This window comes from Natronoflexus pectinivorans (assembly GCF_004345615.1).
Taxonomy (GTDB): domain Bacteria; phylum Bacteroidota; class Bacteroidia; order Bacteroidales; family Marinilabiliaceae; genus Natronoflexus; species Natronoflexus pectinivorans.
In genome coordinates this window covers 287725-307589 of sequence record NZ_SLWK01000004.1, presented here as the reverse complement: position 1 = coordinate 307589, position 19865 = coordinate 287725, and the positions used below count along the sequence as shown (strand labels likewise).

Sequence of the window (19865 nt, the reverse complement as noted above, 5' to 3'; positions counted from 1 at the left end):
ATCAGAATTTTATTTTGTTTGTTTCTTTTCTTCTATTGATGCCTTAATAAATGCCATGAATAACGGGTGAGGTGATAGAACGGTACTGCTGTATTCAGGATGAAACTGTACCCCAACAAACCATTTGTGTTCAGGTATTTCAATGATTTCTACGAGACCTGTATCCGGATTACAACCTGTTGCAATCATGCCTCCTTCTTCAAATCGTTTCAAAAACTCGTTGTTGAACTCGTATCTGTGTCTGTGTCGTTCCTTAATTAAGCCGGTACCATATGCTTTATAAGTTTTGCTGTTCTCTTTTAGCTGACAGTCATAGGCTCCAAGTCTCATGGTTCCACCTTTATCGGTAATGTTTTTTTGATCTTCCATGAGATCAATAACCGGATAAGCAGTTGTGTGATCCATCTCTTTAGAATTTGCTTTATCCAGCTTTAACACATCACGTGCGTATTCTATAACTGCGCATTGCATTCCCAAACAAATTCCTAAAAATGGGATATTGTTTTCGCGTGCATATTTTACTGCTGCTAGTTTCCCCTCGAATCCGCGATGTCCAAAGCCCGGTGCAACAAGAATGCCTTGTAAGTCTTTTAATTTATGATCAACGTTTTCAGTACTTATTGATTCACTTTGAATAAGTTGTATGTCAAGTTTGTGATCGTTGTATGTTGCTGCATGAATTAAAGCCTCAATAATTGATTTGTAAGCATCAGGTAGTTCCACATACTTGCCAATCAAACCAATGCGAACTGTCTTTTTTGCATTTTTAAGCTTGGATAAAAACGCTTTCCATTGTTTTAGTTCAGGTTTTTGGTCTATTGGTAGTTGTAATTTTTCCATTACAATTTCATCCAGACCCTCTTCCTGCATTTTAACGGGAACCTCGTATATGGAGCTCACATCAATGGATTGTATAACAGCTTTGCTGTTAACATTACAAAAAAGAGCTACTTTTTTGCGGATATCAGCATCCAGATGATGTTCTGTTCTCAGTACAAGAACATCGGGTTGAACACCTATTTCCAGGAGCGATTTTACAGAGTGTTGCGTTGGTTTGGTTTTTAGCTCTCCACTTGCGGCCAAAAACGGAACCAATGTCAGGTGAATCACCATGGCCTTAGAGCCCAGTTCCCACTTTAACTGACGAACAGCCTCTATGTATGGCAGGGATTCAATATCTCCTACGGTTCCACCAATTTCTGTGATGACAACATCAAATTTATGTTTGCTACCAAGTAATTTGATGTTTCTTTTTATCTCATCTGTAATGTGAGGAATGATTTGAACTGTTTTTCCTAAAAAGTCGCCCCTTCGTTCTTTGTTTATTACATTTTGATATATGCGACCTGTGGTCACATTGTTGGATTGAGATGTGGGTACATTTAAAAACCGTTCATAATGCCCCAAATCAAGATCTGTTTCTGCCCCATCTTCAGTTACATAACACTCTCCATGTTCGTAGGGGTTTAATGTTCCTGGATCAACATTTAGATATGGATCTAATTTTTGAATGGTAACTTTATAACCCCTGGCTTGAAGTAGCTTTGCAAGGGATGCGGAGATGATTCCCTTTCCGAGCGATGAGGCAACTCCTCCGGTGACGAAAACATAACGTGTATCTGGCACGACTTTTTGGTGTTAAATTCTACATTTTATAATAACCTGCAGGAAAGAGATGCTTGGTTTAGAAGTGGCTCAATCTCAGCAAGGTATGCTTGCGTTGCAAAAAATAATGTACAAAGGTAACAAAATCTATCCTAAAATATTAATTGCATAGCCTAGTTTGGTTTTTTTTCAGGGTCATATGTTGTTTTTTGGTTAACTTTTGCTAAAACTTATTCTTTTTGATTTTGAAATCTTTCATTTAAAGCGGATGATTACCATCGCAGTGAATGAAGTGTTAAAAAAATGCAATCGCTTGCATATAAAAAGACTGTTTTCTATTTTTGTATTAAAGTTGATTAAGATTTTAACTAAAACCATTTAATAATGAAGTACTTTTTAAGATTTGCGATGATGCCTGCATTTTTGTTATTTGCTCATTGTGGATTTGGTTCCGAAGGGGCTGGTGTAGGTTCCGATGTTTTGGTAAATCATCTTGGTTATATTTCGGGTGGATCAAAAACTGTTGTCTTTCAAACGACTGGAGATTTTGTACCTCGCAACTTTTCCATTCATAATATGAATGATAAAGAAGTGTTTAGCGGAAATTTTGAATCAGGAGGGGCGATTGACTCTTGGCATACCGGAAAAGCATATCGTGGGTGTTTTTCGGATTTTAATCTTCCCGGGAAATATTATGCTGTAGTTCAGATGAATGGCAGTATGGTTAAGAGTAAGGTTTTTGAAATAAAAGACCAGGGACTTGCTATTTCTACACTGGATTTACTTACCAAAGGAATCCGATCTCAAAGAGCAGCCGGAGAATTTAATGAGGCCGATAAAAATATTAGTTTTTTTGGTGAGAGAGATGACATAATTGACGCAAGTGGAGGTTGGTATGATGCATCTGGTGACAGGGGTAAATACCTAAGCCATTTAAGTTATGCCAATTTCATGAATCCTCAGCAAGCACCTATGGTTGTTTGGAATTTTCTTGAAACCCTTACAAATGTTGAGAAATATTATAAAGGCGATGATAAAGAGGTTCTTAAATCTAATCTTATTGCCGAAGCAGTGCATGGCGCCGATTGGTTAATTAGGATGCAAGATGAAGAAGGGTACTTTTACATTAATGTCTTCGCCAATTGGTCATGGGATCCTGCTCAGCGCGAAATATGTGCATACATCGGTCAGGAAGGTTTTAAAAATGATAATTATGAAGCCGGCTACAGAGAAGGTGGCGGTATGTCAATTGCAGCACTTGCCAGAGCTGCAGCTGAAGGGCATAGCGGAGAATTTTCAACAGAAACGTACCTTGAGGCAGCTATTCGTGGTTTCCATCATCTCGAAAAATATAATCATCTGCATATTGCCGATGGTAAAGAGAACATTATTGATGATTATTGTGCCTTAATGGCTGCAAGTGAGCTTTATAATGCGACTGGTGATCGTCAATTCCTTGAAGCCGCGAGAACTAGAATGCAAAACCTAACATCTCGCCTTACAAGTGATGAAACCATGACTGACTTTTGGCGTGCTGATGACGAGAACCTACGTTCATTTTTTCACGCAGCAGAAGCTGGTCTTCCTGTGGTTTCTCTGGTTCGCTATTTAAATTTTGAGACAGACCCACAGTATAAGTCGATTGCTGTTGATGGCGTTCGCCGCGGAGTAGCTTTTGAATTAGCCGTCACCAGTGAAGTAAATAATCCTTTCGGATATGCACGGCAGTATGTAAAAGCAGTGAACGAAGATAGTAAGCGTACTTCGTTTTTCATTCCTCAAAACAACGAAACTGGCTATTGGTGGCAGGGCGAAAATGCACGACTGGCTTCCCTTGCTACGGCCATGTATCAGGCTTTCCCATATCTTGATTCAGATGTAAAGAAAAAAGCTTTAGAGTATGCTTCTGATCAAAAGAACTGGATTCTTGGCCTTAATCCTTTTAACATGACTATGCTTCATGGCAGAGGCTACAACAATCCTTCTTATGCACCTGCATATTCGGATTATCGTGAACTTAATGTCAAAGGATGCGTTTTGAACGGAATTACTGCGGGCTTTGGTAATGAGTCTGATATTGCGTTCAGACCTGCTCCATGGGGCGACGATGTAAGCCATATGTGGCGTTGGTCAGAACAATGGTTGCAACATGGTTCATGGCTGATGGTTGCAATTGGCTCCTCTTTAGGAATTGAATGATTACAGATTCGCGTCTGGTTTGTTTAAATTGATGGGAAATAAGAAGAGGCTGACTCAAAGGTCGAATAGAATTTAAATACTTATAATTAGAAAGCAGCCTTGATTTAACCCCTCCAAACCTCCCCCAAGTGGGAGGCTTAAGTCCCCCGGGGGATTTAGGGGTGAATTATTAATGTTGCATAAAGATGACGAAAATGAAAAAGCTGCCTTTCAGGGCAGCTTTTTTTATCTGAAATTGAAATGCTAAAGCATTTCATCAATTAAATCAAGTTTCTTATTCAATAACTCAATGTTTCGTTTGCCATTTTCTATTTTGTGTTTGAAATCGCGCACCAAAGCCTCTGAATTTTTAGATTTGGTGAAGAATCCAATATTATTTTCCCACAAGATAATGTCACCTTCTAGTTGCTTGAGTTTTAACATGATTTTATTTCGTTCCTGGCCAATTTTCTCATTAAACTGGTCGTTGGATTTCCAGTTTTCCAGTTTGTTTCTGAATTTCTGAAGGTTTTTGTTGACTTCATCCAGATTCAAATGGTCAAATTTCTGATTAATCAGGTTTCTAAAATCCTGATTGATGCGGTCTTTATCTTTTATTGGAACGAAACCAACTTCAGACCATCTGCGCTGAAAATCCTGTAAAACTGCAAAACACTTTTCGCTGTCATCCTGAAGCTCAAATTCCTGAAGCTCTTTAATAATTGCTTCTTTCTTGTTGAGGTTGTCTGCCTGCTCTTCGTCAATGTTGTTGAAAAAATTAGATTTTCTGTCGAAGAAATAGTCACAAGCCTCCCTGAAACGTTTCCAAATGGCATCAGATTGTTTTCGGGGTACCGGACCAATCTCTTTCCATTTCTTCTGTATGCGGATGTACTCTTCTGTTGTTTTTTTCCAATCGTTACTCTCTTTCATGGCCTCGGCCTGAATGCAGAGTTCTGTTTTTAGTTGCAGATTATTTTGTTGCTCATCTTTATAGCTCTTGAAAAAGTCGCGTTTCCGGTTAAAGAATTCATCGCAGGCTTTTCTGAATCTATCGTAAACCAGATTGTTGTCTTTTTTTGGGGCGAACCCAATGGTTTTCCATATTTGTTGTAAATCAATCAGTTGCTTGCTCTTGTTCTCCCATTCTCTGGGTGATGTAATTTCTTGTTGCAAAAGGGCTTCGGCCTTCTCGCAAAGTTCTATTTTTGCCTCAAGGTTTTTATGCAACTGATTTTTCAACGACTCAAAATGCTCATGTTGTCGCTGGTTAATTTTGGAAGTCGCTGCTTTAAACCTGTCCCACAACTCTTCTTTTTTATCTCTGGGAACGGGGCCAATCTCCCTCCATTGATCATGGTACTTTTGAAGTGTTTTAAAAGCTTTAACCGGGGAAGGTTCCAGCAACAAAGTTTCTGCCTTTTCGCACAAGGCAAGCTTGGACTCATAGTTCTTTTTAAGATCCAGATCCCGAAGCTCGTTGTTTATTTTGATGTAATTGTAGAAGTTCTCAACATGTAAATGGAAAGTTTCCCATAAATCATGTAGTTTGTTTTGAGGAACCGGACCTATGTCTCTCCATTTTTGTTGGAGTGTACGAAATTCCTGAAAGGTATCGTTTAGTGATTCCTGCCGGTTTATAAGGTCTTTTATACCTTCTATTACTTCATACTTGTTCTTAAGATTTTTCTCTTTCTCGTTCTCCTGAGCCTGTCTTTCTTCATCTCTTTTGCTGCGGTACTCGGCAAAAAGACCGGCAAAATCTTTCTGTAGCATATCGGGCTGAGGGTCGTATGATTCTTCAGGTTCTCCCGATTCAATGAACTTTTGTTTGGCGGCCTCTTCTTCCTCTTTGGTCTTGTTTTCAAATATTAAACGAATGGCTTCTGCATGCGTTTTTATATTCGAAACAGGATATTTTTGAATGATTTCTTTGAATTTGTCAATCAACTGTTCTCTCGATAAAGCAGTATAATCCATCTCTTCCGGATATTCATTTTTATCCGGTTGCATCTCTTTTAATTCATTCGAATCATCCGAATCTGATGTTTTTGATTCGCTATTTTCGGCACTCGTTTCTTCCTCCGCTTGTGGTTCCGGCTTTTTCTCTACCTGTTCCGGAGTTTCCTCTTCCTTCTCAGAATCGGATATCTTCTCGGGGGATTGTTGCTCTGTGCTCTTTTCGGAATTACCGGGTTGCTCGCCGGTATTCAAATTCGTCCGTTCTTCGGATGATTTGTTTAGTTCATTTGCTTCCATCACCATGGGTGTTTGGGGATCCTACATATAAACTCCTGATGGAGTTTATCTTATTTAATTCTAATCTACGAATATATTACTTATCATGGAATGGTCAAAGTTTTTTTGCCATTTCCTTATTTTAACTTATCCCGATAAAAGAGTCCTGTAAGCATCTTATTGTTATCTTTGTGCTTAATAAATATGGTTTCATGCGTATAGATATACTCACACTTTTCCCCGAAATGTTTGAAGGTCCGTTTAACGAATCAATCCTAAGACGGGCGCAGGAAAAGGGATTTGTTGAAATTGTTTTGCACGACATCAGAGACTATTCTCAGGATAAGCATAAAAAGGTAGATGATTATGCTTTTGGTGGAGGAGCCGGTATGGTGATGCAAATTGAACCCATTGCGCTATTGTTGGACAAATTAAAGGGCGAAAGGGACTATGAGGAAATTATTTATATGACTCCCGATGGGTCGCGCTTCTCTCAAGCAATAGCCAATCAGTTTTCCTTGTTGGGTAACATCATAATTCTTTGCGGTCATTACAAAGGGGTTGACCAGCGAGTTAGAGACCACTACGTAACGCGTGAAATATCAATTGGCGACTTTGTCCTGACAGGCGGTGAGTTGGCTGCTGCCGTGGTTGTAGATGCTGTGGTTCGATTGATTCCCGGGGTTATTTCTGACGAAACTTCGGCGCTGACCGATTCTTTTCAGGACAATCTTTTAGCTCCGCCGGTTTATACACGTCCGGCCGAATTTCGCGGGTGGAGAGTCCCTGATGTTTTGTTGTCGGGTCATCAGGCCAAAATTGACCAATGGCGCGAAGAGCAAGCCTGGAAAAGAACGAAAAATTTGAGACCTGATTTACTGGATGAGGAGTGACTAATACTGTCAATATGAAAACTATTTTTTTCAAAGTCTTTGTAAGAAAGCGTCAAAGACAAGGCTTGCGAAGGCAGAAAAAACGGAGTCCCGACCTAGATTTTTGTTGGTTTTTATTCAAAAAACCTTACAAAATCAACTTCGGGATGAGTATTTTTCTGACAAGCATAACGCAGTATTTGGCGTTTTCTTATCAAGACTACTTACTACAATTCTCCTTAAACGTACAATAATCACAACTCTTCACATTGGATGTTTGTCTGAATGGAATCTCCGGGTTAAAAAGCTCTGATAGTTTAGTGGTTATTTGTTCAACAAACTCCTCTTTAACCAGGTTAAGCGTTATCACTTCTTTATTTTGTCTGCTTTTCAGATAAAGTTGGTTGTCATACTCTCCGTATAGGTCTTTTACCGAAATGACCCCGGGAGTGATTATGGATTGATTTGCCGTTTCTGATTTAATAAGCGAATAGAGCAAGGTCTGAAAAATAGCTTTATTGGCGGGATGGTGGTTTTCATCAAAAAGCCTCTCAATGTTCGGGATGGTTTTCTCAGCTTTTCCTGTTTTATAATCGGTGATTCTCAGTATTCCGTTTTTTTCATCCGTGCGGTCAATGGTTCCTCCAATGTTGATAGTCAGCTGGTCACTGATTCTCAATTTCCCTAGAACACGCTCTTCCAAAGCCAATAGTTGAAACGGCGCATCCTGCTGCTCACACTCCAGAAAACGGAGTATGTATTTATACAGAATTTCATATATAAGGCTGTTTTTTCCCTGTAAGTCGGTAAAAATGTTGGATTTTTGCCTGATAAAAGGGATGTTTTGTACAAAGATGGAGTCCATTGTATCCCTGATGAACTCCTTGTTGGCACGGAGCTCTTTAATCATTTCCGGGTTGACCTCTTTTCCCACAAACGGTTTGTAGAGATCTTCCACCATTTGGTGGAACAGGTTTCCAAAAACTCTCGGGTCAAGGTCTTCACTGATGTCATCCGGCTCCTTTATTTTTGCTACATATCGGTAATAAAAGCGCAACGGACACTCCACATATGAACTTAATGCACTTGGAGATAATGCCTCTTTTCCCGATTCAGTCCATTGATGCAGTATTTCCATCACATCCTCGGTTTTTGATGCGGTAATCTCGGGATGAACCGGAACCGTTACATTTTGATGGATGGATTCCATGGTTACATTTCCACCATATTCGTAATAGAGCTGTTGCAAAAAGCGGCTCTTTTCGCCCTCTTCGGTGACCGAACGGGTGGTGGTATGTATCAGTTTTATATTTTTGGCGCGATGAATCAGCCGATAAAAATAGTAGGCAAATATAGAATCCTGATTTTCAATGGTTGGTAATCCATGTCCTTTTCTTAAATTGAAAGGGATGGATGTATTAGGCGGCGAAGTTTTTGGAAAAATTCCTTCGTTAAGTCCAATGATGACCAGGTTTTCAAAATCAATGGCTCTCGTTTCCAGAATTCCCATTACCTGAAGCCCTTGTAAAGGCTCTCCCTTGAAAGGGACCATCTCTTGTGCGGCAATTTTTTTGAAAAGCGACTGCCATGTTTCCGGTGCCGGCTTTTGAGGAAGTGTGGCCAATATATCCGACAACTTTTTTATTACCGTGTAGAGGTGATAAATAAACTCCATCTCCACCTGGTTGTTGCTGCCCTTTTCGAGGTCTTTATAAATTTTTACAAGAATATCGTTGAGATATTCGGTTAACTCCTCTGTTGTGTCAGTTTTTTTGAAAATGGAGGATATTACCGAATCATCTTTCAGTTGTTCATCTGCGATGAACAGCTGGTTTGCTTTTATCAGTTTATTAATCAATTCAAGATTTTTTCCGTCGGTAATGATGTGCATATACTGATGTCGCAAAAGAGCCAGCACATCGCGATGGTAGAACCACGTTTTGCCCTCCTTGGTTTTTCTGGTGGTTTTTTGCATGGCCAAAAGATTCTCCACCAAAGCATAGGCAGGGGTGTTTTTTAAGGAATAACCAATGGTAATATTGATGGCCGAGAAATCTTCCGGAATGGCATGTAAAACCGGCAGAAGTTGTTGCTCGTCGGCCAAAACCAGCGCCGTTTTTTCCGGGTCGGGACGGTTCTCGGCCATGTTTTTGAGATAATGATTGGCAAGCCGGGTTTGCTCCAGCTCATTGGTAGCCGATGCAATGGTTATATCCGCCATTTTTTTCGAAAATGGCGGTTGCCAGTCATCTGGAGCGGGATAGTTGAGCAGGTTGCTTTGCAGAAAGCGCGCTGCTTCGTGTTGAACCGCGTATTTATCGTTGGTGTCATGAAAAACCCACTCCGGATAATCCCAAAAAAAGTGTGCTTTTTTTTGGTTTTGAAGGATGCGAAACACCTCTTTTTCGCATTCGTTGAGTGCGTTAAAACCTGCAAATACAACTTTTTTCCATGGGATGGAAATTGATTTTTCTTTAACAGCGTTTTCCGCCACAGAGCGGAAAACCATTCCTTCGTAGGCTTCGTTTCCCGATTTCAAATCGTCTCTGAAACAGTTGTACAAATCGTGCATTTTTTCCCATTGAGCGAGGAAATAGGCCTGTTGTTCCGAAATTTTTTCGGGATTAAAACTACTCCAGAAACTTTGAATGGCCTTTACCTGTTCAGGTGAAAGATGCGAGAAATCATCGTCCAAAGCCTTAATGGCAGCAAGATTTGAGAAAAGTTGAGCCGGTTTGGCCAGGTATTTGTCAATGTCATTAAAATCGCCCAAAAGCATCTCTCCAATGGGGATAAATTCATCGATGGAGATGTCCGATTCCATCACTTTTTGGTAAGATAAATGGAGTTTGAAAAGAAGGGTAATAGAATCGGCAACCGGCGTGGGGTCTATTTCTGAGAAGAACTCGTTAATGGTGAGTATTTTGGGTGCCCATACCGGACGCGATATTTGTTGCGAAAGATATCGGCTGAAAAAAAGCCCCGCACGACGGCTGGGGAAAACAAAACAAAAATCGTTTATTTCTGTTAAATGTTTACTGGTATAATGGTGTGCTAACTGCTCAAGGAAAGTTTGCATATTATTTACTATTTTTACAAATATACAATTGTCCTTTAAATATTTTGCCAAATCCGTGAAGGGAGTCGTCGTTTTTGAAAAAGATAGAACGTTGGCTTTGTCAGTTGACAACGACTTTGAATGCCCTTCTAAACTGAGAGATAAAGTTCATTATGGATGATTTTTCGTTTATAGGTAACAGTGACGTTCAGTCCATCGAAGCATTGTACGAGCAGTATAAGCAAAACCCCGACTCAGTGGATGAGAGTTTTGCCAAATTCTTTAAAGGCTTTGATTTTGCGCTTAAACATTTCCAGGCAGTTCCCGGGAAAATTATAAGCAAGGAGTTTAACGTGATAAATTTGATTCACGGCTATCGCCAGCGGGGACATTTTTTTACCAAAACAAACCCGGTACGTGCCAGGCGGAAGTACTTTCCAACCCTGGATATTGAAAATTTTGGTCTGGAAGAGCAAGATTTGGACACTGTTTTCGAGGCAGGTAGTCAAATCGGGATTGGTGCAGCTTCTTTGCGCGAAATCATAAAGCACTTGCAGGATACATACTGCCAATCGGTAGGAGTGGAGTATCTCTATGTCCGCCACCCTGAAATGGTGAGTTGGCTCCGCGACCGGATGGAGTCTGTCCGTAATATGCCCGATTATCCCAACGCAAAAAAGAAATCCATCTTTAAACATCTCAATCATGCTGTTGGATTTGAGGCTTTTGTCCATAAAAAATTTGTGGGTCAAAAGCGCTTCTCTCTTGAAGGGTCTGAAGGCTTGATTCCCGGTCTCAAGGCGCTGATTAAGAAAGGTGCGTCCATGGGAGCCAAAGAGTTTGTTATGGGTATGGCACACCGTGGAAGATTAAATGTACTCACCAATGTTTTAGGAAAGCCCTATCGCAAAGTGTTTAAAGAGTTTGTTGCCGATGAATACGATGATGATGTATCTCTTGGTGATGTTAAATACCATCTGGGTTACGATAATTATATGGATTTGGACAATGGAGAGAAGGTTCGTTTGTGCCTCTTGCCCAACCCTTCGCATCTGGAGGCGGTGACTCCCGTCACCGTTGGGTTGGCTCGTGCCCGCATTGACCATACATACAACCAGGATGTGGATAAAGTTGTGCCTGTTGTTATTCATGGCGATGCAGCCATTGCCGGACAGGGGGTGGTTTACGAAGTGGTGCAAATGTCAAAACTTCCTGGATATCGAACCGGGGGAACCATTCACGTGGTGGTAAACAACCAGGTTGGTTTCACAACCAACTATCTGGAAGCACGTTCCAGTACCTATTGTACCGATGTTGGAAAAGTCATCAACAGCCCTGTTTTCCATGTTAATGGAGATGATGCGGAAGCGGTAGCTTACGTATTTGAATTGGCCATGGAGTTTCGCCACAGGTTTAATGTCGATATTTTTATTGATATATTATCCTATCGCAAATATGGCCATAACGAAGGCGATGAACCACGCTTTACACAACCTACGTTGTATAAAGCCATTGCCAATCATCACAATCCACGTGATATTTATGCTAAACATCTGGAAGTGACAGGTGTTATGGGACGCCAGGAGATGAAACAAAAGGTCATTGATTTTGAGAACCATCTGGAGAAGGAGTTTGATGCTTCCACAGAAATCAAAAAGATGTCCATCGCCCGGTTTATGCCTGATTTGTGGAGTAACTTCAGATATCCTAAACGTGAAGATTTCAACGGTGAGATGAAAACAGGCGTGCCGATATCGCGAATGAAGGAGTTGTGCGACAAATTGAACCACTTACCGGAAGATAAGCCGTTTTTTAATAAGGTTCACAAAATCCTGGCCGACCGAAAAAAAATGATGCAGGCCAATAAAATGGATTGGGCCATGGCCGAGATGATGGGTTATGCCACGTTGGTTGCCGAAGGTCATCCAGTCCGTTTAAGCGGACAGGACTCTGAGAGAGGAACATTTGCCCATCGACATGCCGGCTTTACGGTTGAGGATATGAACGAGCGTTACATCCCTCTAAAGCATCTGGACGAAAACCCGTTATCCTTTAATGTTTATAATTCATCCCTTTCCGAATACGGGGTTTTGGGTTTCGAATATGGTTATTCCCTCGGGGTTCCAAATGGATTGACCATTTGGGAGGCTCAGTTTGGAGATTTTGCCAACACAGCTCAGGTGGTCATTGACCAGTACATTAGTTCAGCAGAGGAAAAATGGGGGCTTATGAATGGACTGGTTTTATATTTGCCGCATGCATACGAAGGGCAGGGGCCTGAGCATTCGAGTGCCCGAATGGAACGTTTTCTCTCTTTATCCGCCCGAAATAATATGCAGATTATGAATTTTACCACGCCGGCTAACCTGTTTCATGCCTTAAGGCGGCATATTAAGAGAGATTTCAGAGTTCCGATGGTCATATTTACACCAAAAAGTCTGTTGCGTCATCCAAAATGCGTCTCTTCGCTTGAAGATATGCAGGACGGTCATTTTCAGGAGGTGATTGATGATGACAACGTTGATGAAAAGAATGTCACCAGGCTGGTGTTCTGTACCGGTAAAATCTACTACGATTTATTGGCACGCAAAGAGGAACTCAATGCCACCAATGTGGCATTGATTCGGATAGAACAACTGCACCCGTTCCCAAAAGAGAACGTAGAAGCCATTTTTAAGAAATATTCTAAAGCTCTTTTAGCATTATGGGTACAGGAAGAACCTGAGAACATGGGAGCATGGAATTATATTCGGAGCATGTTGCCAGGTAAAAATATTGTTCCCGTTGCCCGGATTGCCAGTGCCAGCCCGGCAACCGGTCTGGCCGGTTTGCATTTGTTAGGGCAGAATGAAATCATGGGTAAAGTATTTAAAATGTGCCATTGTGATTTAAAATTGCCATATTGTAACTTAGATTGCCTTGAAGGAAAACCTCGCGAGGAAATCCTCAAAGCACATTACTATTTTGCTGAATCAGACAAGTTCTCTATATAACTGAAAACAGTGACCAGTAACCAATGACCAGTGACCAGTGTTCAATGTACAGTGACCAATGAACACTGCTAACTGAACACTGCTAACTGAACACTGCTAACTGAACACTGTTAACTGAACACTGCTAACTGAACACTGAAATATGATAATAGAAGTAAAAGTTCCAACTCCCGGCGAGTCAATATCAGAAGTAGAAATCTCCTCCTGGCTGGTGTCAGATGGCGCCCTTGTAAGGAAAAATCAGGATTTGGCTGAGATAGAATCTGATAAAGCCACCTTGTCATTAACTGCTCCGGAATCAGGACGAATAGAGCTTTTGGCATCGGAAGGCGATACGGTGAAGGTAAACTCAGTAGTTTGCAAAATTGATACTTCCGTAGAGGTGCCCGATGAGGAAAATGCTGAGGAAGCTGATGATGAGTCTGTTGCAGGAGTCGATAAGCAGGAAGAGAAAACTGAAGAAATCAAGCCCGAACCCTCCGATAAAGATAAAACAACGGATTCAGATGTTAAGATAACTCCGTTGGCCAGAAGTAAAATGGAGGCTGAAGGATTGAACCTTAACGATGTGTTGGCCGGTTTAAAAAAGTTGACGACTAAGGAGATTGATGAGGTCATAGAATTGAAAAGCGGCGGAGGAATTCTGGAATCCTCTCGGGGTGAAGTTTCCCGCGATGTAGAGCGAAAGCGAATGACTCAATTGCGAAAGCAATTGAGCAAGCGGCTGGTGCAGGTTAAAAACGAAACGGCCATGCTCACCACTTTCAACGAGGTGGATATGTCTGCACTTATGGATTTGCGCAAAAATCACCAGGGAGCTTTTGTTGAAAAATATGGATTTAAAATCGGGTTGATATCATTCTTTTTAAAGGCTTCGGCTTACGCATTAAAAAAGCACCCAATGGTAAACAGCATGATTGATGAGGAGGAGATAGTGACTCCCAATTATGTTGATATCTCTGTGGCAGTTCAATCACCAAAAGGACTAATGGTTCCGGTAATCAGAAATGTTGATTCTTTATCGTTGGCACAAATAGAGTCAGCACTGAAAGAATTAGCAGATAAAGCCCGAACCGGAAAAGTTTCGCTGGAAGAGATGACCGGCGGCACATTTACACTGACCAACGGAGGCGTTTTTGGCTCCATGCTCTCCACGCCTTTGATTAACCCACCGCAATCGGCCATTATTGGAATGCATAACATTGTTGAGCGTCCGGTTGCTGTTAACGGTAAAGTTGAAATCAGACCAATGATGTATGTTGCTTTGAGTTACGACCATCGCATCATCGACGGTAAAGACTCTGTTGGTTTTTTGGTAGATGTTAAAAAAATGATTGAAAACCCGGTATCTATGTTACTTGGAGGGAAAAGTGCTGAGGAAACTTTGTTGGGGTTGTAGTTTTATTGGGAGAAATTGATTAGTTTTATTTTCATTTAATATACCACATGATAAATAATAAACTGACCCCAAAAATGGTGCGTACGCACCATTTTTTAATTACACTATTATTCCTGACTTTTGCGTCAGGCAACCTTTATTCTCAAGAGCTTCGAGAGCGACTTGAAACGCATGTTACCATATTGGCAGCAGATAGTCTTGAGGGTCGCGGACTTGGAACCAGAGGGAAAGAGATCGCAAGGGATTACATCCGGAATCAATTTGCTGAAATCGGGCTGAATTCATTCAAAGAGGACTATTTCCACCATTTTGAGTTTAGAAGTACAAGTGGAATAATAGCAAATATCTACGGTACCAATGTGGTCGGTTTCCTGGAAGGTCATGATTCAAAGCTAAAGGATGAGTACATCGTAATTGGTGCGCACTACGACCATTTGGGATATGAAATGCGAGGAGATGAGCGGGTAATTTTTCCCGGTGCGGACGATAACGCATCTGGAGTGTCTCTAATGCTTGAGATGGCCAGGTATTTTGCTACCAACCCTGAAAGTCATGGCAGGAGTCTGATATTCGTGGCTTTTGACGCCGAAGAGAGTGGACTGATTGGCTCGCGTTGGTTTATTGAAGATGCGAGATTTGCATCCAAAGACATCAAAACTATGTTTAGTCTTGATATGGTAGGGATGTATCGAAGTAATGAAGGATTAAATATAAAAGGGATAGGTTCTATTGCCGGAGGTGAGGAGTTGGCAGGATACCTTGCAGTAAATCACAACTTGATTCTTAGGAAGAAGGGTGCCCGCATTGAGGAGCGGACAGATACCTGGTATTTTGGCTTAGCCGGAATTCCCTCTGTTCATGTACATACTGGTCCACATTCGCCTTATCATCAACCGGGAGATTTAGCCCATCTTCTTCAATATGAAAAGATGGCAAAGGTGAAAAACTTTACAGTAGAATTGGTTAGGATACTATCGTTTCAGGAAGCCATAGAGCCATCAGCAATGTTTCTCGCTCAGTCTGGAAAAGTTCGATTTGATTTTGGCGCTGTTGCCATGCTAGGAAGAAGCCGACACTTATACCCCGATGAGTTTTTTACAGCCGATGATGTGTTTGGATATGGTGTAGGTTTTTTTCTGAGAATTCACATGGGGCAGAGAATTGTTGTTCAACCTGAGGTGCTTTATGATTATAATGGGAGTAAATCGCCGGAAGGCACTTTTAGAAGACATTCTCTGATGTTACCATTAAATATTCAGTATAATTTAATAAGCATGCATGGTGGAATCTTTCGCTTATACCCTTTTGTAGGTGGTTATTATCAACACCATTTTGACGGGAAAAACGGAGGTGAAACCATTGATTTTTCAACATACTACAAAGACCATGAATGGGGATTTCAGTATGGACTTGGAATGGACATGCTGAAATTTCACTTTGGCTTTGTTTACCATCAGGCATTAACTGGAGTAATCGATGATGCTGAGATGAAAATACGAAGCAGCAGCAACCGTTTCAGAATTGGTTACCGCTTTTGAACCCCGCTTGTAATGCTACCTGATTCTGTTCAGACTTCTTACCAGTGCTTCATCTTTGCCTATGGCACGCATGGCCATTACAATAAAAATCAATGAGATTAAAGGCGCAATGATGGGCCATTTAAAAGCAAGTTCAGCGCCTAATTCGTTGGCAGATGTTTTTCCAACGAAATAAATCATGGCTGAAATTCCTATGAGTAACCCGATGGCAAGGCCGCAAATACGTATTTGAAGAATTCTGTTTTTGAACATGAAAATCGAAACCAGAATCACTACGGTTGTCACTGTTATTAACAAAGCTAAAGCAAGGCTACTGATTGCCATTTCGCTGGTAGTAATATCAGTTACCCCTTTAAATGTAAGTATGTAATTATCGGTGACAGATGCAAGTTCGGCCATATTCACAAAAAACAATATGGCAGTAAGTGTAAGGGCAATTAATAAGTATACCGTTTGAATCCGTTGTATCATCTCTTTTTTTTGCAAAAATAGGAAGAAAAAACGAATCGCATCCTAACAAAAGTAATTTTGTATAACTGACAGCATGGTTGCATTCTGTTGATTCGTGTGCGGTGATGAATTTTGCCGGGTTTGTTTGGGTTGTATGTTTCAGGATATTAGTGTGATATGATTTGCTTGGATATTTTAGATTGGTTTATTTTAACAAAACATATTGCTTTGTTAACATTATTTCATCTCTTCTTTCTAAAGAAATTAACAGCTATGTTGATAACTTATGTTTTGTAAATTCTTAAATTTTTATTAAATTGAATAATGTGATTGTTTTAATTCTCTTAATTTTGTAAAGTCGATTGCAGTAATTGGCTCAAAGGTTTCTATCGAAACCCTTTTTCGATATAAATGAAAGATGATATAAATGGAAAGAATTGCAGAGTCAGAGTTGATCATTAATCCCGATGGATCGGTGTTTCATTTACACATTAAGCCCGGTGAATTAAGTGACAGGGTCATACTTGTTGGAGACCCGGGCAGAGTGGAAGGTGTTGCTGCTTTCTTTGACCAAATTGATTTTGAAGGCGCCAATCGTGAGTTTGTATGGAAAACCGGTGTTTACCAAGATAAATCTTTTACTGTACTTTCGTCCGGAATTGGAACTGACAACATTGATATTGTTTTAAATGAACTAGATGCACTTGTAAATGTTGATTTTTCCACCAGATTACCCAAAAAAGAGCATAAGTCATTAAAGATTGTCAGAATTGGCACTTCCGGTTCGCTTCAGGCTGATTTGCCTGTTGACAGTTGGTTGTTGAGTGAGAAAGCCATTGGGTTTGATGGCTTACTTAATTTTTATGATAAGCGGGATGAGGTTTGTGATGTAATGTTTGAAAAGTCTTTTGTTGAATCAACTGGTTTTCTCTCGAACCTTTCGGCGCCCTATGTTGTTAATGCAGAGGAGTCTCTGTTGAAACAGTTGGATTCTAATGAGGTGATAAAAGGTGTCACCATTTCCGCTCCCGGCTTCTATGGTCCACAGGGTAGAATTATAAGACTCCCGTTGGCTATGAGCGATATAAATGAGCGAATTACGGCATTTCGATACGAGGACTACCGGATAACCAACTATGAAATGGAGTGTTCAGCCATATATGGTTTATCCGCTTTATTGGGGCATCAGTCGGCCACTGTATGCGCCATCATTGCTAACAGGTTGGCAGGAACCTATAGCAAAGATTACAAGGTAGTTGTTAATCGTTTGATTGAATATGTATTAAATGCATTAGCCAAATAGACAATTTTCTGTCCGTTTTACCAACATGATGTTTTAAAATTATGGATAAGAATAAAATTCAGGCACTTATTACTCTGCTTGATGATCCAAATGAGGAGATATTTAGCACGGTAGAAGGAGAGCTTTTAAAAGAGGAGGTTGATATTATTCCCGATCTTGAAAAAGCCTGGGAGATGACCTTTGACTCTACTCACCAAAAACGCCTTGAAAATCTGATTCATAACATCCAATTTAAAAATGTAAAAAGTGGATTTCGCAATTGGTTGGCAAATTCAGAAGATGATTTGTTGTACGGTGCTTTTCTGGTTTCAAAATATCAATATCCTGAATTAACTTATGAGTCAATTAACGATAAAATTAACCAGCTACGCAAGGACGTCTGGTTGGAATTAAATGATCACCTCACAGCACTTGAAAAAGTTCGCATCATCAATCACATTCTTTTTGATGTGCACGGTTACACACGGAACAATAGCAATTTTATGGCTCCGCAAAACTCTTTTATTTGCGACGTGCTTGATACAAGAAAAGGCAATCCCATTTCATTGTCAGTCATATATTCAGTAATCGCTTTGCGATTAGGGATTCCTGTTTACGGAGTTAATTTGCCCAAGAATTTTATTTTGGCTTATCTTGACGATGCAGCTGACTTGAATAATGTGGCTCAGGATACCGAAATGTCAGTTCTTTTTTACATAAATCCCATTAACAAAGGTGCTGTTTTGGGACGGAAGGAAATTGAGTTTTTTGTAAAACAACAAAAGCTGGAACCAAAAGTAAATTACTTTTTGCCATGTAGCAATAAAGATATTGTTCAGCGTATGCTGAACAATATTTACTATGCATATGAAACGGCAGGTCATAAGGAAAAAGCAAACGAAATGCAGGAATTGCTATCACTTTTTGGAGATATTTCCGGTTAATCAGTTAGCACTCCAAAAGGCCTCTTTTTTTATTTGGTTCACGCGATTTTCAATATATTTAATCAATAAATGATTCATGCCGGGAGGCAATTCTTCATAATTGGTGTCAGCCTGTAAGATCTTCTCATAATAAGCGAGCGCCTTTTCAGTATTTTTAAACCAATTGTCATACAAGTCAGCCAGGAAGTAATGAAACCGATAGTCGCCCGGCACCGAAATCATGGCCTGTTTGTATATATCCAGTGCCATTTCGTGTTGGTTGATATCTGTATAGCTTTCCCCTATATGTTGGTAGGCTGTTGCCAAAAGAGTGGGAGAGGGTGTTACTATTTCGATTAGTTTGTGAAATTGATTAATGGCTGATTCAGTTCTTCCGGTGTAGATGTATGCTAATGCAAGCACCAGACAAATGTTGCTGTTTTTCTCGGCTTCGATGAAAGCTTTCTCCAGAAAAGGTATGGCTTTGTCATAGTCATCCGTCTTGTAATATGACATACCTGTGTATTGCAACACATGCAGGCCGGAATCCCCAAGAGTTAAGCATCTTTCATATCTCTGAAGTGCTTTTTTGTAATTTCCGGTAATGAATTGTAGTTGACCATTTAATCTCAATACACGGAGATTGTTGTCGTTAGTCTTTAAATATCTGTCTGACGTGGCCAAAGCCTCTTTAAATTGCTCATTTCTTCGGTATAGATTTGACAACCTTAGTACTACTGAATAATCCCGAGGATTTTGGTCTAAAGATATCTCATAGTAATAGATGGCAGAATCAGGCTGGTTTATATTTTCATAAATTCTTCCCAATTGTTTATTCAAATGCTGTGTTGAATGATTGTTTCGGCATTTTATATAGTATTGTTTCGCTTCTGAAAACTGGCTGTTATTAAACAATGCGTCTCCAAGTCTCTGACTGATATAAAAGTTTTTCGGTTCTATTTCACGTGCTTTTCGGTAATATGAAATGGCATTATTGTAGTTGTACATCGACATATATCCGTTGGCTAATTCCAAAATGGAATAGACATTTGTGGTGTCCTGTTTATATAACAGCTCCTGAAACTTTATGGCCTCTTCAAATCTGTTTGTATTTCTGAGTGCCGTAATTTTAAGATGGAGTAATCCTGTTTCTAATGATTCTGCGAGTCTGATTTGCTCCAGTGCTTCATCATATTTGTGCTCAGCAACGAGTTTTGCAATTGCTTCCTGATTTGAAGCTGAGATATGGTTTGTCACTATCAGGACTATTAGTATTAAGATAAATCTATGCATATAGCTTGTTTTTGGGTTAGCATTCAAAGTAATAGG

General features: G+C 40.3%; 12 protein-coding genes. 7 read left to right on the top strand and 5 right to left on the bottom strand.

Annotation, left to right across the window (positions count from 1 at the left end; genetic code table 11):
* Window positions 1–9: 9 nt before the first annotated feature.
* Window positions 10–1626: a CTP synthase gene (locus EV194_RS07820; RefSeq protein WP_132433479.1), complete on the bottom strand. Its 1617-nt coding sequence runs from the start codon at window positions 1624–1626 to the stop codon at window positions 10–12.
* A 363-nt stretch (window positions 1627–1989) separates the two neighbouring features.
* Between EV194_RS07820 and EV194_RS07815 the strand changes: the two genes are divergently transcribed.
* Window positions 1990–3804: a glycoside hydrolase family 9 protein gene (locus tag EV194_RS07815; protein WP_132433478.1), complete on the top strand. Its 1815-nt coding sequence runs from the start codon at window positions 1990–1992 to the stop codon at window positions 3802–3804.
* Between the two features lie 243 nt (window positions 3805–4047).
* On the opposite strand, the gene EV194_RS07810 is transcribed toward EV194_RS07815, so the two are convergent.
* A complete protein-coding gene (locus EV194_RS07810) occupies window positions 4048–6042 on the bottom strand; it encodes a DUF349 domain-containing protein (RefSeq protein WP_132433477.1) in 1995 nt (664 codons plus the stop codon).
* Window positions 6043–6233: 191 nt separating this feature from the next.
* On the opposite strand from EV194_RS07810, the gene trmD reads away from it, so the two are divergent.
* Window positions 6234–6914 (top strand): tRNA (guanosine(37)-N1)-methyltransferase TrmD, encoded by a 681-nt coding sequence (gene trmD / locus EV194_RS07805; RefSeq protein WP_132433476.1) that lies wholly within the window; start codon window positions 6234–6236, stop codon window positions 6912–6914.
* Between the two features lie 199 nt (window positions 6915–7113).
* On the opposite strand, the gene EV194_RS07800 is transcribed toward trmD, so the two are convergent.
* Window positions 7114–9972 (bottom strand): PD-(D/E)XK nuclease family protein, encoded by a 2859-nt coding sequence (locus EV194_RS07800; RefSeq protein ID WP_132433475.1) that lies wholly within the window; start codon window positions 9970–9972, stop codon window positions 7114–7116.
* A gap of 152 nt (window positions 9973–10124) precedes the next feature.
* Between EV194_RS07800 and EV194_RS07795 the strand changes: the two genes are divergently transcribed.
* The 3 genes from EV194_RS07795 to EV194_RS07785 all read left to right on the top strand — a co-directional run bounded on the left by EV194_RS07795 (window position 10125) and on the right by EV194_RS07785 (window position 15881).
* On the top strand, window positions 10125–12944 hold the full coding sequence (locus EV194_RS07795; protein WP_132433474.1) for a 2-oxoglutarate dehydrogenase E1 component: 2820 nt from the start codon (window positions 10125–10127) through the stop codon (window positions 12942–12944).
* Window positions 12945–13086: 142 nt separating this feature from the next.
* Window positions 13087–14343 (top strand): 2-oxoglutarate dehydrogenase complex dihydrolipoyllysine-residue succinyltransferase, encoded by a 1257-nt coding sequence (gene odhB, locus EV194_RS07790; protein ID WP_132433473.1) that lies wholly within the window; start codon window positions 13087–13089, stop codon window positions 14341–14343.
* A gap of 47 nt (window positions 14344–14390) precedes the next feature.
* Complete coding sequence (locus EV194_RS07785; RefSeq protein WP_132433472.1) at window positions 14391–15881, top strand: M20/M25/M40 family metallo-hydrolase; 1491 nt, start codon at window positions 14391–14393, stop codon at window positions 15879–15881.
* Window positions 15882–15896: 15 nt separating this feature from the next.
* Here EV194_RS07785 and EV194_RS07780 read toward each other — a convergent pair whose 3' ends face one another.
* Complete coding sequence (locus EV194_RS07780; RefSeq protein WP_132433471.1) at window positions 15897–16352, bottom strand: DUF4293 domain-containing protein; 456 nt, start codon at window positions 16350–16352, stop codon at window positions 15897–15899.
* A 406-nt stretch (window positions 16353–16758) separates the two neighbouring features.
* Between EV194_RS07780 and EV194_RS07775 the strand changes: the two genes are divergently transcribed.
* Window positions 16759–17634, top strand: a complete 876-nt coding sequence (locus EV194_RS07775; RefSeq protein ID WP_132433470.1) for a nucleoside phosphorylase — start codon at window positions 16759–16761, stop codon at window positions 17632–17634.
* Window positions 17635–17675: 41 nt separating this feature from the next.
* Window positions 17676–18557 carry a transglutaminase-like domain-containing protein gene (locus tag EV194_RS07770; protein ID WP_132433469.1) on the top strand — a complete coding sequence of 294 codons (882 nt, stop codon included), beginning with the start codon at window positions 17676–17678 and terminating at the stop codon, window positions 18555–18557.
* On the opposite strand, the gene EV194_RS07765 is transcribed toward EV194_RS07770, so the two are convergent.
* Window positions 18558–19829: a tetratricopeptide repeat protein gene (locus EV194_RS07765; protein ID WP_132433468.1), complete on the bottom strand. Its 1272-nt coding sequence runs from the start codon at window positions 19827–19829 to the stop codon at window positions 18558–18560.
* Window positions 19830–19865: the final 36 nt, after the last annotated feature.

What these genes read in the sequence shown, in the direction of transcription:
- EV194_RS07815 (WP_132433478.1), top strand. Translation starts at nt 1,990, where the DNA reads ATGAAGTACTTTTTAAGATTTGCGATGATGCCTGCATTTTTGTTATTT.
- EV194_RS07810 (WP_132433477.1), bottom strand. Translation starts at nt 6,042, where the DNA reads ATGGAAGCAAATGAACTAAACAAATCATCCGAAGAACGGACGAATTTG.
- trmD (WP_132433476.1), top strand. Translation starts at nt 6,234, where the DNA reads ATGCGTATAGATATACTCACACTTTTCCCCGAAATGTTTGAAGGTCCG.
- EV194_RS07800 (WP_132433475.1), bottom strand. Translation starts at nt 9,972, where the DNA reads ATGCAAACTTTCCTTGAGCAGTTAGCACACCATTATACCAGTAAACAT.
- EV194_RS07795 (WP_132433474.1), top strand. Translation starts at nt 10,125, where the DNA reads ATGGATGATTTTTCGTTTATAGGTAACAGTGACGTTCAGTCCATCGAA.
- odhB (WP_132433473.1), top strand. Translation starts at nt 13,087, where the DNA reads ATGATAATAGAAGTAAAAGTTCCAACTCCCGGCGAGTCAATATCAGAA.
- EV194_RS07785 (WP_132433472.1), top strand. Translation starts at nt 14,391, where the DNA reads ATGATAAATAATAAACTGACCCCAAAAATGGTGCGTACGCACCATTTT.
- EV194_RS07780 (WP_132433471.1), bottom strand. Translation starts at nt 16,352, where the DNA reads ATGATACAACGGATTCAAACGGTATACTTATTAATTGCCCTTACACTT.
- EV194_RS07775 (WP_132433470.1), top strand. Translation starts at nt 16,759, where the DNA reads ATGGAAAGAATTGCAGAGTCAGAGTTGATCATTAATCCCGATGGATCG.
- EV194_RS07770 (WP_132433469.1), top strand. Translation starts at nt 17,676, where the DNA reads ATGGATAAGAATAAAATTCAGGCACTTATTACTCTGCTTGATGATCCA.
- EV194_RS07765 (WP_132433468.1), bottom strand. Translation starts at nt 19,829, where the DNA reads ATGCATAGATTTATCTTAATACTAATAGTCCTGATAGTGACAAACCAT.